The organism is Sphingomonas yunnanensis (assembly GCF_019898765.1).
In the GTDB taxonomy this organism is placed as follows: Bacteria; Pseudomonadota; Alphaproteobacteria; order Sphingomonadales; family Sphingomonadaceae; genus Sphingomonas; species Sphingomonas yunnanensis.
In genome coordinates this window covers 98,357-110,898 of the sequence record NZ_JAIOKB010000002.1, presented here as the reverse complement: position 1 = coordinate 110,898, position 12,542 = coordinate 98,357, and the positions used below count along the sequence as shown (strand labels likewise).

Genomic DNA, 12,542 nt, shown 5'->3' with positions numbered 1-12,542 from the left:
GCTCGACACCTCGACCAGCGATGGCGGAAATGGTGAGAAGTGAGACGAACCCGCCGCTGCAAGCGACCCTGCGGCAACGGCGGCTTCATACCGGATGCGGTCGTTGCCAACGGTCACTCATCACAGCGGATTGGCAACATTTCCAGCCCCGAAGCCTGGTTTGCTGAAACGGCCCGGGCGGAAGCGCGTGACCGCTCGCGCCTCTTGCTTTGACTGTGGCGAGAGAGAGAATGATGCTCCCACGGGGCATCACGAGCGTGTTGCCACGGTCATCGCCCAGATAGTCTGCGACGATAACAGTCTGCCTCAGGGGGCGCCGACGTCGCCCGTCGTTTCGAACCTCCTCGCCCACATCCTCGACGTGCGGCGGGCCAAGCTCGCCCGGCGCTTCGGCCTCCACTACACGAGATATGCCGACGATCTGACCTTCTCGACTAACAGCCGCGCCTTTCCCGAGGAGGCGGCGGTGACGAACGACGCTGGTCACTGGGTCGCCGGTCCGGCTCTTGACTCGACAATCCAACGGGCTGGGTTCGCGCTCAATCCCCAAAAAACGCGGCACCAGATGCGGCAGTCACGGCAGGACGTGACCGGTCTGATCGTGAACGACAAAGTCAACATCCGCTCGGAATACTGTCGGGAGGCGCGGGCGAAATGCGACCACCTTTTCAGGACCGGCACCCTATCGGGCGAAGCAGCTGGTTCGGAAGGATGACGGCACCACCGCGGTCGAGGAGATGCCCGTAACGCTCGATCAGATGGAGGGGGTGTTGAGCTTCATTGACAGCGTGAAGCGGTACAAGCGGCCCGCGGACCGCTGGACAGCACCGTCGCGCGCGGGCAGGCAGCGCGGCATGACCGAGATCCTCGCCGGCCCCGATTGCACCGACATGGCGGAGGTACGCGCGGGCGTCGACTCGCTCGACCGCGAACTGATCGCCCTGCTGCGCCGGCGCTTCGATTACATGGACGCCGCCGCGCGCCTCAAGCCCGAGCGCGGTCACGTCCGCGACGAGGCGCGCAAGGCGCAGGTGATCGCGCAGGCGCGCGCCGCCGCGGAGGCACAGGGGCTGCCGGGCGCGGACATCGCGCTGCTCTGGGAGCAGTTGGTGGAAGCGTCGATCGCCTATGAGCTGGCGGCGTTCGATCGCCGGCCCTGACGCCTCACACCTTGGCGGCGTAGATCATCCGGCCTGGCCCGAGCCGCTCGAACACCTCGGACAGCTCGCTCTCGCCCACCGCGAAACAGCCCTGGCTGCGCCCCAGCATGCCGCGCTGGCGGATCATCTCGGGGTTGGCGTACCAGGCGGCGTGCACCACGATCGCACGCGACAGCGCATTGTCGTTGGTGCGGTCCAGACCGATCAGCCGCTGCGACTTGCCGTGCTTGCCGACATAATAATCGGCCGCGAGGAAGGCGCCCTCGCACGAGGCGTTCGAGCCGTCGGTGTTCGAGAAATGCTGCAGATAGCCGGTGTGCGTCGGGTCGGAGCCGCTGCCGTGCGCCACCAGCTTCGAGACCGTGCGTCCGCTCTCGAGGTTGATCAGGTGGAAGCGCGGCTCGCTCGAGCCGGTGCTGAAGTCGGCGACGGCGATACGGTCGCGCTGGGCGATGCGGTCGCCGTGACGCTCGAGCGCGGCCATCGCCCGCTGCAGCAGCCGCGGGTTGACCCCGGGCGCCTCGATCGCGACCGGCCGCGCCGGCGCGGCCATCACTGGGCGCGGCGCGGGGGCATGCGGCGTCTGGAAAAAGTCGTGCGGCACCAGGCTCTCCGGCGTGCCGCGCGCGCGATCGCGCATCCCGGCCGACACCGCGCCCGGGATCATCAGAGCACCCGCGAACAGTCCGCCCGTCTTCAACAAAGCACGGCGCGAATGCACCCGGTCGTGCGTGTCCATCATCACTTCGGTCAATCCCCGCTCCATTGGCCGGGATATAGCACGAGCCTGGTTAACGATCGTCAACGTTTGCGACCTGTCGTGCACTCGTTCCGATCACTTGCCGCGAAAGCGCAACGCTTCGTCGATGGCACCGAAAGGCTAATGGCGCGTTTGTTGCAGCGACGGACCCGCTCGCCCGCCGGCGTGCGGTGAGATGACGACCGAGATGGAGATCCTCATGCAGCGATTCGCGGCAGCTGGAGTCGTGCGTTCGGTGACCGTGGCACTGGCGATGGTGCTGGCGGCACCGGGCGCGGGTGCGCAGGCGATGGACGACCTCGCGATCACCGAGGCGGCCGCGATCATGCCACCGGGCCGCTTCCTCTGGGCCGACGATCCCGCCGCGGTGGGACCGGTGAGTGTATTGATCTCGCTGCCCGATCAGCGCGCTTACGTGTTCCGTGGGAGCAAGATGATCGCGGCCTCGTCGGTGTCGACCGGCTCCGACGAGAAGCCGACGCCGCTCGGTCGCTTCACCATCCTCGAGAAGAAGGCGATGCACCGCTCGAACCTCTACGACGACGCGCCGATGCCGTTCATGCAGCGGCTGACGTGGGACGGCGTCGCGCTCCACGCCGGCCGCAATCCCGGCTTCCCGGCGTCGCACGGCTGCGTGCGGCTGCCCGCCGCCTTCGCCAAGAAGCTGTTCGCCGCGACCGCGCTGGGCGCCACCGTGGAGGTGACCGACGAGGCCTATGTCGCCGGCGCGATGATGGAGCCGGGCGGCGGACGTGAGCTGGCGCGACGCTAGCGGCGCGACGGCGCCGGTCGCGCGCCAGATATGCTCACGCGGAGGCGCGGAGGAAATCCCACCGCCGTGCCGTCGCGCGCTGCGATCGGGGTATCTCGGCGTCGGTCGCACGCGCGACGGTGGTCCTTACCCAGCTTCTTCCAGGCCCCGCGCCTCCACGTGAACGAAAGCCAGGCTGTTCATGACGCTGCCCCTGCGAGCGTGGTTCACGCGAAAGCGCGGAGACGCGAAGAACTACCTTGGGCGCCGCCGCGCGGCTCGATGAAGCTTCTCCACGTCTTCGCGTGAACGTTGATTCTGGCGGTCAGCGCTCCGCCGCCTCCGCCTCGATCACCCATTCGTGGTTCTCCAGGATCCACGCCGGTACCGGTCGACCGCCCGCATCGCGCGAGGGATCGTAGCGGAAGCGGCGCTGGATCAGGCGGCAGGTCGTCGAGTCGAGCGCCGCGCTGCCGCTCGAGCGCATCACCTCGCAGTCGCGCACGCGCCCGTCAGTCCACACCAGGAACTTGACGGTGACAATGCCCTGGAAGCCGGCCTCGCCGACCTCGGGGGGGTAATCCGCGTCGGTCAGCCGGCCGCGTTTCCACACCGGCGCGCGGTCGCCGCCCCCGCCGCCGTCACCGTCGCCCCAGCCGCCGCTGCCGGTACCGTCGCCCGCGCCGCCCGCGCCCGTGCCGGGGCCGACCCGCTCGGTCGCGCCCTGCGTCGGCGCGCTGCCGGCGAACGGCTTGAGCGCGACGGTGATCGGTGGGGGCGGCACCGGCACCACCACGATCGGGCGCGGCGCCGCCACCTGCGTCGCCTGGCTGCGGAGGTTGGGCGGGGCGGCGCGACCGGAGCGGCGCGGGCTCGCCGCGCGCCGCTGGGCCACCTTGGCCTCGGAGCGGGGCGGCGGCGTGGGCTGGAACAAGGCGAGCCCCTGGTCGACCCGCTCGCGCATCGCGTCGACCGCCAGCCCGAGCAGCAGCGCCCAGCCAAGCAGCGCGGTCAGCGCCGCCGAGGCGAGCGCCGCGCCGTATCGATCCTGCCGAGCTGCCGCGTACATGCGCGCGATATAGGGAGCGCGCGATGAATTGCGCGTGAGCGGGTAGGGTAGGCTAGGGCGATCGTCGCGGCATCGGACGACGCCGCCGCGCGCTACATCGTCATCGTTACTGGCGTCATCCTGAACTCGTTTCAGGATCTACGTTTCCACGGTCCCAGCAGCCGCTGGCTGCGCGGGGCGGTGGATCCTGAAACAAGTTCAGGATGACGTCGAAGAGCGAAGAGTGAGGAAGACCGTCGTCGAGACGCGACGCGCACGCGCCCGAGAACCTGCCTCGCCCACGACAGCATCACCGCCGGATCGAGAAGGTGTAGGTCAGCGCCAGCCCCGCCGAGAGCTGGTCGTGCGAGTTCACCCGCCGGATCACCGGCGAGCGCGCCGCGTCCCCGATCAGCCGCTGGTACACCGCCTGCGCCTGCACGCCCCAGCGCGGCGTCAGCGCGTAGATCACGCGGCTGGTCGCGCCGAGCGACTGAAGCCCGCCGCCGGGCGAATAGGCTGCCAGCCCGGTCCGCGCCGCCGCCTCGGGCGAGACGCCGAACCAGGCGCGCTGGTAACGCGAGTCGGTCACCACCGCGCGCGGACCGAAAGAGACGAGCCAGGCGTCGCGGTCGCGGCGGACATAGTCGACGCCGAGCTGGCTGATCCAGCCCTCGTGCCCGCCCAGGCCCTTGCGCACCTCGCCGTGCCAGCGCCAGCGGTCGTCGGTCCAGGTCTGCGCGTATCCGCCGAGCTCGACGGTGCGGCCGACCGCGGGCAGGCCGGGGACGATGTCGTCGGTGCGACGCCGGCCCTGCAGCTCCACCGTCGGGCCGAACTCGGTGCGGCCGCGGCGGATCAGCGCGATCGTCGTGCCGTCGTCGGGCGCGCCGTAGCCGAACGGCGTGTCGCCGCGGGCGCGCGCCACGCTGATCATCGGGGTGAGCCGGAGCGCGTCATTGCCGGGGAAGCCGGGCACCAGCTGCGGCCCCGCCCCGACGCGCACGCGCAAAGGCTCGCGGCGCTTCTCCTGCCCCGGCTCGGTCGGGAGCAGCGGCTGGTCGGCGAGGACATCAGGCCCGAGATCCTGGGGCGCGGCACCGTCGGGTGGTCCGGCGGGCTGCTGCGCGATCGCGGGCGCCGCGGCGGCAGTAAGGAGGGTCGCGGCGAGAGCGGTCCCGGTCAGGATGCGATACGACATGCGACCCCCCTCAGCGCCGCGATGGATCGAAGTCAACGCGCGATCGGCGCGCCGGCTCCGGCGCGGACCGCGCCTGCCTATCATAGAGGATTTCCCCCGTCCGCCCGCGCGCTCTACAAGCCGCGCATGAAGCCCGTCATCTTCGGCCTGTCCGGCCTCGAGCTCAGCGCCTCCGAGCGCGATTTCTTCCGCGCCGCGCGCCCTGCCGGCTATATCCTGTTCAAGCGCAACGTCGCGGATCGCGCCCAGCTGCGCGCGCTGACCGACTCGCTGCGCGCGATCGAGGGACGCGACGACGTGCCGATCCTGGTCGACCAGGAAGGCGGGCGCGTGGCGCGGCTGGGGCCGCCAGAGTGGCCCGCCTTTCCCGCCGGGCCCGCGTTCGACCGGCTGTACGATCGCGCGCCGGTCTCCGCGATCGAGGCGGCGCGCGCCAACGCGCACGCTTTGGGGCTGATGCTCGCCGAGGTGGGCATCACGGTCGACTGCCACCCGATCCTCGACGTGGCGCGCGCCGACACGACCGAGGCGATCGGGTCGCGCGCCTTCGGCGGCGAGCCGATGCGCGTCGCCGCGCTCGGCCGCGCCACGCTGGAAGGGCTGGCGACGGGCGGGGTCGTCGGCGTGGTCAAGCACATGCCGGGGCACGGCCGCGCGCTGCTCGACACGCACTATCACCTGCCGACCGTCACCGCCTCGGCCGAGGAGCTGGAGGAGGATCTCGCCCCCTTCCGCGCGCTGGCGCACGCGCCGATGGGGATGACGAGCCACATCGTCTTCGAGGCGTGGGACCGCGAGCGGCCCGCTACGCTCTCGCCGGTGGTGATCGAGCAGGTGATCCGCGGCACGATCGGCTTCGACGGCCTGCTGATGACCGACGACATCGACATGAAGGCGCTGTCGGGCACCGCGGGCGAGAAGGCCGCCGGCGCGATCGCGGCGGGGTGCGACCTGGTGCTCGACTGCTGGGCGCGCATGCCCGAGATGGAGGAGATCGTCGCGCGGCTCGACGACATCGCGCCGGCCTCGATGGCGCGGCTGGAGCGAGCGATGGCGACGCTCGCGCCGCCCGCGGGCGACATGGCGGCGCTGCTCGACACGCGCGACCGGCTGTTGGCGCTGGCGTAGGCGGTCGGGTCCGGGTGAGCCGCTCGAACGAGCTGTTCCCCGGCTTTCGCCGGGGAACAGCTCGTTGTCAGGGCAGCCGGAGCCACCGCCACCCCTAGCCGCACCAGCCGCCCCGTGCCACGGTACGACGCATGTGCCGCATCAGCACCTTGCCCTCTCGCCCCGGCCCCACCCGGTGAGCGACGCGCCCGAGCAGCTGACGCTCGATCTCGAGGGCTGGGAGGGGCCGCTCGACCTGCTGCTGTCGCTCGCGCGCGCGCAGAAGGTCGACCTGCGCGAGATCTCGATCCTCGCGCTGGTGGAGCAATATCTCCGCTACGTCGAGCGCGCGCGCGTGCTCCAGCTCGAGCTCGCCGCCGACTATCTCGTGATGGCGGCGTGGCTGGCCTATCTCAAGTCGGCGCTGCTGCTGCCGCGCGACCCCGAGGTGGAGCCCGACGCCGACGAGCTGGCGCTGCGGCTGCAGCTGCGGCTCGAGCGGCTCGACGCGATGCGCGACGCCGGCGCGCGGCTGATGGCGCGCGACCGGCTCGGGCGCGACGCGTTCCGCCGCGCCGCGCCCGAAGGCTTGCGGGTGGTGCGCAAGGCGCAGTGGACCGCCGATCTGTACGGGCTGATGACCGCCTATGGCCGCGTCTCGGCGCGCTCGCGCCCGGTCATGCACGTCGTCCACGACCGCGAGGTGATGACGCTGGAGGCGGCGATCGCACGCGTCGCGGCGCTGGTCGGCAGCGCGATCGACTGGCGCGCGATCGAGGCCTTCCTGCCCGAGCAGGCGAGCGTCGCGCTGCGCCGCTCGGCGCTGGCATCGAGCTTTCTCGCCGCGCTCGAGCTGGCGCGCCAGGGTCGGGTCGAGCTGCGGCAGGAGGCACCGTTCGCGCCGCTCTACCTCCGGCGGCCGGCGGCGTGAGCGCGGCGAGCGAGCGCGCGGTCGAGGCGGTGCTGTTCGCCAGCGCCGAGCCGCTGTCGCTCGACTCGCTGCGCGCCTATGTCGGCGAGGGCGACGGCGGCAGCGACATCCGCGCCTCGCTCGCCGCGCTGGCCGAGCGCTACCGCGGCCGCGGCGTCGAGCTGGTCGAGCGCGGCGGACGCTGGCACTTCCAGACCGCGCCCGATCTCGCCCATCTGCTGCGCCGCGACCGCGAGGAGGTGCGCCGGCTCAGCCGCGCCGGGATCGAGACGCTCGCGATCATCGCCTATCACGAGCCGGTCAGCCGCGCCGAGATCGAGGCGATCCGCGGCGTCCAGGTCGCCAAGGGGACGCTCGACGTGCTGATGGAGGCGGGCTGGGTCCGCCCCGCCGGGCGACGTGAGGTGCCGGGTCGCCCGCTCACCTACGCGACCACGCCCGAGTTCCTGTCCCATTTCGGGCTGAGGAGCCGGCGCGACCTGCCCGGGCTCGACGATCTGCGCGCCGCCGGGCTGCTCGATCCGGTCGATCTCGCCTTCGAGCAACTCGCGGTAGAAAAAGACGCCGACGACGACTAGATGACACGTAATTAGGAGATTCCGTGATGGGCAGCTTCAGTCTTCCGCATATCCTCATCCTCGCGATCGTGGCCGTCCTGCTACTCGGTGGCGGGCGCTTCTCGAACCTGATGGGGGACGTCGCCAAGGGCGTGAAGAACTTCAAGAAGGGCATGGCCGAGGAGGACGCCGAGGATCGCGCGCCCAAGCCGCGCATCGAGGCGCAGTCGAGCGCCGAGCCCGCGTTCGACCGCGACGCCGACCGAGTCCGCGAGGAGCGGCGCTGATCCCTCGCACCCGGCCGGCACGCTGAATGTTCAACATCGATTCGTCCGAGTTCCTGCTGGTCGCGCTCGTCGCGCTGGTAGTGATCGGCCCCAAGGACCTGCCCAAAGCGATGCGGGTGGTCGGCTATTGGGTCGGTCGCGCGCGCGCGGTCGGGCGCCAGTTCCGCGCCGGCTTCGACGAGATGGTGCGCGAGGCCGAGCTGGAGGAGATGGAGAAAAAGTGGAAGGCGGAGAATGAGCGGATCATGCGTGAGCACCCGATGATCCCGCCGCCGCCGCCCGAGCCAGCCTCAGCTGAGCAGGCACCCGCGCAGATCGCGCACACGCCCGCCGAGCCCTCGTCGGCCCCGTCGCGCGATCACCCGCACGAGGACCACCCGCCGGTGATGGTGGAGCAGCCGCGCGTCGTGCCAGGCGCACCGCACGAGACGCCGGCGGCCGACACCAAGGCGCCGTCGTGAGCGAGGTCGTGGACGAGCTGGAAGACAGCCGCGCGCCGTTGCTCGACCATCTGCTCGAGCTGCGCCGCCGCCTCCTCTACTGCATCGCCGCGGTGGTGCTGTCGTTCGGCGTCTGCTGGTATTTTGCCGAGAACATCTTCGCCTTCCTGGTCCAGCCGCTGCTCAGCGCGGGGCAGAAGACGCTGATCTACACTCAGCTGTTCGAGGCCTTCTTCGTCCAGGTGAAGGTGGCGTTCTTCGCCGCGATGATGATCTCCTTCCCGGTGATCGCGATGCAGCTGTGGCAGTTCGTCGCGCCCGGCCTGTATCGCAAGGAGAAGCGCGCGCTACTGCCGTTCCTGTTGGCAACGCCGCTGCTCTTCCTGCTCGGCGCATCCATGGCTTATTACGTCGCCATCCCGATGGCGCTGCACTTCCTGCTCGGCTTCTCGGGCGACGTCGGCGGCGTGCACCAGCAGGCACTGCCGGCGATGGGCTATTATCTCAGCTTCGTCATGCAGTTCCTGTTCGGTTTTGGCGCCGCCTTCCTGCTGCCGGTATTGCTGATGCTGCTGGAGCGCGCCGGGATCGTCACGCGCAAGCAGCTGATCGGCGCGCGCCGCTACGCCATCGTCGGCGCTTTCGCCATCGCCGCAGTGCTGACGCCCCCCGACGTCGGCTCGCAGCTGCTGCTCGCGATCCCGCTGGTGATCCTCTACGAGCTGGCGATCGTGGGCATCTGGTTCACCGAGCGCAAGCGTGCGCGCGAGACCGCCGCGGCGCTGGAGGCGGAATAGGGCAGCCGATAAATCCTCCCTCGGAGGGGAGGATGCTGGAGCCGCTGCCGATCGACCCATAGCAAAAGGCGGGCCGCGTCGCCGCGACCCGCCTCCCGTGCGACCCCGAAGGGATAGCGTTATTTGGACTTGTCCGCCGCGGTGCTGACCGCGTCGCCAGCTGACGACACGTCCTTGCCGACGCCGCCGACCGTGTTGCACGCCGTCACCAGCATCACACCGGCCAGTGCCGCGACTGTCATCACCTTACGCATGTAACCGCCTCCTAGAAGATCACGTCAACAATGCGCGGCGTTCGCGATCGTTCCGCGCCTGCAATAGCTTACAGCGTCGGATGGATGACCAGCCTGGAATGATAAAGGCCCGAAAGCGTCACCGGGGGGGGGGAGGGGTGGACGCTTCCGGGCCTATGTCGAGGACAGCGAGAGCGGGGGGGCATAAGGTCGCTGTCCGATCTGCTGAACGGGCCGTCCTGAGATCGGTTCCGCCATCCCCGGCATTAATTTCCAAAGTCTTTGGAAATGCCCGTTCATTCGCTGCCCGTCACCGCCACGGCGATCTCATAGGCGCCCGAGAGCGGGTCGTGCTGCAGTGACGAGCGCAGCTGGCGGGTCAGTCCCTCGATCACGCGGCCGTAGCGGTGGCCGAGCCCGTCGCGCAGGACGTCGCTGTCGACGAGAGCGCGCGAGGACAGCCGCAGCATCGCTTTCTCGGGCGTGCCCGCGACCGGCTTGAGCGAGAGGCGCAGCTGCGCCTCGGGCGCGCACGTCATCGCCAGCTCGACAAGTTCGGTGACTAGGAAGGCGACCGCCACCGCCACGTCCTGCGTCACGTAGAAGGGGTCGATGTCGAGCACGATGCCGATGCGAGTGCCCTCGGGCGCGGTGGCGCGAATGCTCGAGGCCAGCTCGCCCAGCACCGAGCGTAGCCCGACGCCGCGGTTCTCCTCCATCTCGGCGAAATGATAGCGATGGACCACGGCGAGCGCGTCGACGCGGCGCTGGATCGACGCATAGGCCTGGGTTGCCTCCGCGCTGCGCGCGCCGCGCGCGTGGAAGTTGATCAGGCTGGAGATCACCTGGAGGTTGTTCTTGACGCGGTGGTGCACCTCGCGCGTCAGCTTGGTCTGGCGCACCAGCCCTTCGGCCAGCCCCGCCTCGTGCAGCGCGACCGTGCGGCTGAGCGCGCGGAACGTGTCGCCGAGGTCGCGGATCTCCTGCGCCGGCAGCGCGCGCAGCATCGCGGGGTCGGGCTGGTCGCCGGGGGCGTAGGCAGCGATGCTGCCGCGCAGCGCCCGCAATGGCCCGATCAGCAGGCGATCGACCACGAACCAGCTGATCGCGGCGGCCAGCGCCCACATCAGCAGCGGCAGCGCCAGCGCGATCAGCAGCGGCGAGCTGATCGGTGCGCTGCGCACCTGCATCTCCAGCGCCAGCCCCGCGATGGCGAGATCATTGCGCGCCGCCTCGCGCCGCTCGAACGCGCTCTCGCGCTCGAGCGGGTCGAGCTCGAGCCGCTGGTTGCCGAGCGTCAGCGTCGAGCCGTAGTCGACCGGGAAGCCGCTCGGCCGGCTCAGCTGCTGAAGGAAGGCGGCGGGAAAATACGCCGCCGCGCTCACACCGTTGCTGCGCCCGGCGATGCGCAGCATCAGCCCGCGCCGCCCGCCCGCCGTCCCGTCGATCAGCCGAGCGCTGACCACCGCGGGGTCGGACTGACGCGCGAAGGCGGCGGCGCCGGGGAAAGGCTCGCCGCAGATCGGTCGGCCGCGACGATCGAGGATGACGAAACCGGTCCCCGCCGCCGACTGCTGCGCGAACACGCCCTGCGCGCGCGCGCAGCTGGGCGCGTCGCCGCGGTCCGCCGTGAGCGCGTCGACCGCGACGCGCAGCGCGGTCATGTCGCCGACCAGTTCGATGGCGATGGCGCGGCTCGACTCAGCCGCGGCGACTCGAAGGTGCGAACGCAGCTCGGTGTCGGCGATCTGGGTGACGCGCAACGTGGCGAAGATCGCGATCAGCGCCAGTGGGAGCAGCGCGATGCTGAGGATCAGGAAGAGCTTCGCGCCTGTCGGCCAGCGGCCCACGAACTCACCCCGCCCCGCGGACGGGCGCGGGACGTCAGCGGCCGCGGACGCCGTCACCTCGGTCAGTCAAGCTTGCCGAGCAGGGAAAGTAGATCGTCCGGCACGCTTTCCTCGACGGTCTTCTGATAGACGGAGCGCAACGCCGAACCCATGTCCCGATTCTTCGAGTGCGCGACGGTGCCCTTCTTCGGCTTTTCCGACGCTTTCTTGTCCGACGTCAACGCTCACCCCCAAGAGAACTCGGCCACAGCGACCGCTGGGCGGGTCGAGCGGAACACGATGGAACATCCATACGCTGCTGGCACGGTTGGCCGCGCTCGCCGGATGAAACCAAATAGCGCTTCGATGGTTCCCCCGCCGTGCGACGAAAATCGGCGGCCGGGGGGAACTTATTGCCACGGTTGCGCACCGTCCACGACCGGTATCACGACACACGGCGGCGCGTTCGCGCCCGGCCGTGAGGGAGGGCTTTCTACACATGTCGCTCGGACAACAACTCGCGCCGCATCTTCCGTTCCTGCGCCGCTATGGCCGCGCGCTGACCGGGAGCCAGGCGCAGGGCGACCGCTACGTCCGCGCGACGCTGGAGGCGATCGTCGCGGCGCCCGATCAGTTCCCGCGCGACGTCGATCCGCGCCTCGGTCTCTACCGCACCTTCCAGGCGATCTGGAACTCGGCCAATTTCGACGAGGTCGATAGCACCGAGCCGGCCGAGGAGCAGGAAGCGGTGGCGCGCGCGCGGCTGTCGCGCATGACGCCGCTGTCGCGCCAGGCGCTGCTGCTCACCGCGATGGAGGGCTTCACCCCAGAGGACGCGGCCTATCTGATCGAGGTCGAGCCCGCCGAGGTCGACTCGCTCGTCGCCGAGGCGCTCGCCGAGATCGAGAAGCAGACCCGCGCGCGTGTCCTCATCATCGAGGACGAGCCGATCATCGCGATGGACATCGAGTCGATCGTGCGCGACCTCGGCCATGAGGTCACGGGCGTGGCGGTGACGCGCGACGAGGCCGTGGCACTGGCGATGGAGGATCGTCCCGGCCTGGTGCTGGCCGACATCCAGCTGGCCGACGACAGCTCGGGGATCGACGCGGTGAAGGACATCCTCGCCGAGTTCAACGTGCCGGTGATCTTCATCACCGCTTTCCCGGAACGCCTGCTGACGGGCGAGCGGCCTGAGCCGACGTTCCTGATCACCAAGCCGTTCCAACGCTCGACGGTGAAGGCCGCGATCAGTCAGGCGTTGTTCTTCGACGAGACCACCGTTCCGGCGTGAGGGTCGAGGGCGGGGGGCGCGCGGGCGTCCCTCCGCCGCGGGAGCGGGCTTTGCGCCAGCGCAGCGGTTCGGCGCTCTCAGGTTGCCGCCCAGCTTCGTCCCACAGCGTCATCCCTGGGCAGGCAGGGATACAGATCCGCGAACACC

The 12,542-nt window shown here is 70.2% G+C and carries 16 protein-coding genes; 10 read left to right on the top strand and 6 right to left on the bottom strand.

Translation table 11 applies throughout. The features are described 5' to 3' along the window. Positions 1-187 precede the first annotated feature (187 nt). Together K7957_RS06710 and K7957_RS06705 are read left to right on the top strand one after the other, a co-directional pair. Positions 188-715, top strand: coding sequence for a reverse transcriptase domain-containing protein (locus K7957_RS06710; RefSeq protein WP_223011225.1), 528 nt, complete (start codon positions 188-190; stop codon positions 713-715). Between the two features lie 139 nt (positions 716-854). Then, on the top strand, positions 855-1,160 hold the full coding sequence (locus K7957_RS06705) for a chorismate mutase (RefSeq protein WP_223011759.1): 306 nt from the start codon (positions 855-857) through the stop codon (positions 1,158-1,160). A gap of 4 nt (positions 1,161-1,164) precedes the next feature. Here the strand turns inward: K7957_RS06705 and K7957_RS06700 are convergent, their stop codons facing one another. Beyond that, positions 1,165-1,902, bottom strand: a complete 738-nt coding sequence (locus K7957_RS06700; protein ID WP_223011758.1) for a murein L,D-transpeptidase catalytic domain family protein — start codon at positions 1,900-1,902, stop codon at positions 1,165-1,167. A 217-nt stretch (positions 1,903-2,119) separates the two neighbouring features. Here K7957_RS06700 and K7957_RS06695 point away from each other — a divergent pair, with 217 nt between their 5' ends. Further along, positions 2,120-2,692 carry a L,D-transpeptidase family protein gene (locus tag K7957_RS06695; RefSeq protein WP_223011224.1) on the top strand — a complete coding sequence of 191 codons (573 nt, stop codon included), beginning with the start codon at positions 2,120-2,122 and terminating at the stop codon, positions 2,690-2,692. A 304-nt stretch (positions 2,693-2,996) separates the two neighbouring features. Here the strand turns inward: K7957_RS06695 and K7957_RS06690 are convergent, their stop codons facing one another. Both K7957_RS06690 and K7957_RS06685 read right to left on the bottom strand, forming a co-directional pair. Beyond that, positions 2,997-3,740, bottom strand: coding sequence for an energy transducer TonB (locus K7957_RS06690; RefSeq protein ID WP_246616824.1), 744 nt, complete (start codon positions 3,738-3,740; stop codon positions 2,997-2,999). A 289-nt stretch (positions 3,741-4,029) separates the two neighbouring features. Continuing rightward, positions 4,030-4,920, bottom strand: coding sequence for a MipA/OmpV family protein (locus tag K7957_RS06685; protein ID WP_223011223.1), 891 nt, complete (start codon positions 4,918-4,920; stop codon positions 4,030-4,032). A 126-nt stretch (positions 4,921-5,046) separates the two neighbouring features. Here K7957_RS06685 and nagZ point away from each other — a divergent pair, with 126 nt between their 5' ends. The 6 genes from nagZ to tatC all read left to right on the top strand — a co-directional run bounded on the left by nagZ (position 5,047) and on the right by tatC (position 9,039). Next, positions 5,047-6,048, top strand: coding sequence for a beta-N-acetylhexosaminidase (nagZ, locus tag K7957_RS06680; RefSeq protein ID WP_223011222.1), 1,002 nt, complete (start codon positions 5,047-5,049; stop codon positions 6,046-6,048). Positions 6,049-6,223: 175 nt separating this feature from the next. Next, complete coding sequence (locus K7957_RS06675; RefSeq protein WP_223011221.1) at positions 6,224-6,958, top strand: segregation and condensation protein A; 735 nt, start codon at positions 6,224-6,226, stop codon at positions 6,956-6,958. Next, on the top strand, positions 6,955-7,536 hold the full coding sequence (gene scpB, locus K7957_RS06670; protein WP_223011220.1) for an SMC-Scp complex subunit ScpB: 582 nt from the start codon (positions 6,955-6,957) through the stop codon (positions 7,534-7,536). Before K7957_RS06675 ends, scpB begins: the two co-directional genes overlap by 4 nt. 26 nt (positions 7,537-7,562) lie before the next feature. Further along, a complete protein-coding gene (locus tag K7957_RS06665; RefSeq protein ID WP_132910323.1) occupies positions 7,563-7,802 on the top strand; it encodes a twin-arginine translocase TatA/TatE family subunit in 240 nt (79 codons plus the stop codon). Positions 7,803-7,828: 26 nt separating this feature from the next. Further along, positions 7,829-8,263 (top strand): Sec-independent protein translocase protein TatB, encoded by a 435-nt coding sequence (gene tatB, locus K7957_RS06660; protein ID WP_223011219.1) that lies wholly within the window; start codon positions 7,829-7,831, stop codon positions 8,261-8,263. Beyond that, a complete protein-coding gene (gene tatC, locus K7957_RS06655; RefSeq protein WP_223011218.1) occupies positions 8,260-9,039 on the top strand; it encodes a twin-arginine translocase subunit TatC in 780 nt (259 codons plus the stop codon). The genes tatB and tatC overlap by 4 nt, the downstream gene beginning before the upstream one ends. A gap of 119 nt (positions 9,040-9,158) precedes the next feature. Here tatC and K7957_RS06650 read toward each other — a convergent pair whose 3' ends face one another. The 3 genes from K7957_RS06650 to K7957_RS20335 all read right to left on the bottom strand — a co-directional run bounded on the left by K7957_RS06650 (position 9,159) and on the right by K7957_RS20335 (position 11,343). Continuing rightward, positions 9,159-9,293, bottom strand: a complete 135-nt coding sequence (locus K7957_RS06650; RefSeq protein WP_223011217.1) for an entericidin A/B family lipoprotein — start codon at positions 9,291-9,293, stop codon at positions 9,159-9,161. 275 nt (positions 9,294-9,568) lie between these two features. Further along, positions 9,569-11,122 (bottom strand): sensor histidine kinase, encoded by a 1,554-nt coding sequence (locus K7957_RS06645; RefSeq protein ID WP_343228331.1) that lies wholly within the window; start codon positions 11,120-11,122, stop codon positions 9,569-9,571. Between the two features lie 62 nt (positions 11,123-11,184). After that, positions 11,185-11,343 carry a NepR family anti-sigma factor gene (locus tag K7957_RS20335; RefSeq protein WP_246616823.1) on the bottom strand — a complete coding sequence of 53 codons (159 nt, stop codon included), beginning with the start codon at positions 11,341-11,343 and terminating at the stop codon, positions 11,185-11,187. A 257-nt stretch (positions 11,344-11,600) separates the two neighbouring features. On the opposite strand from K7957_RS20335, the gene K7957_RS06635 reads away from it, so the two are divergent. Next, the gene (locus tag K7957_RS06635) at positions 11,601-12,395 is read left to right on the top strand and encodes a response regulator (protein WP_223011215.1); all 795 of its coding nucleotides are present in this window, start codon (positions 11,601-11,603) and stop codon (positions 12,393-12,395) included. Positions 12,396-12,542 lie beyond the last annotated feature (147 nt).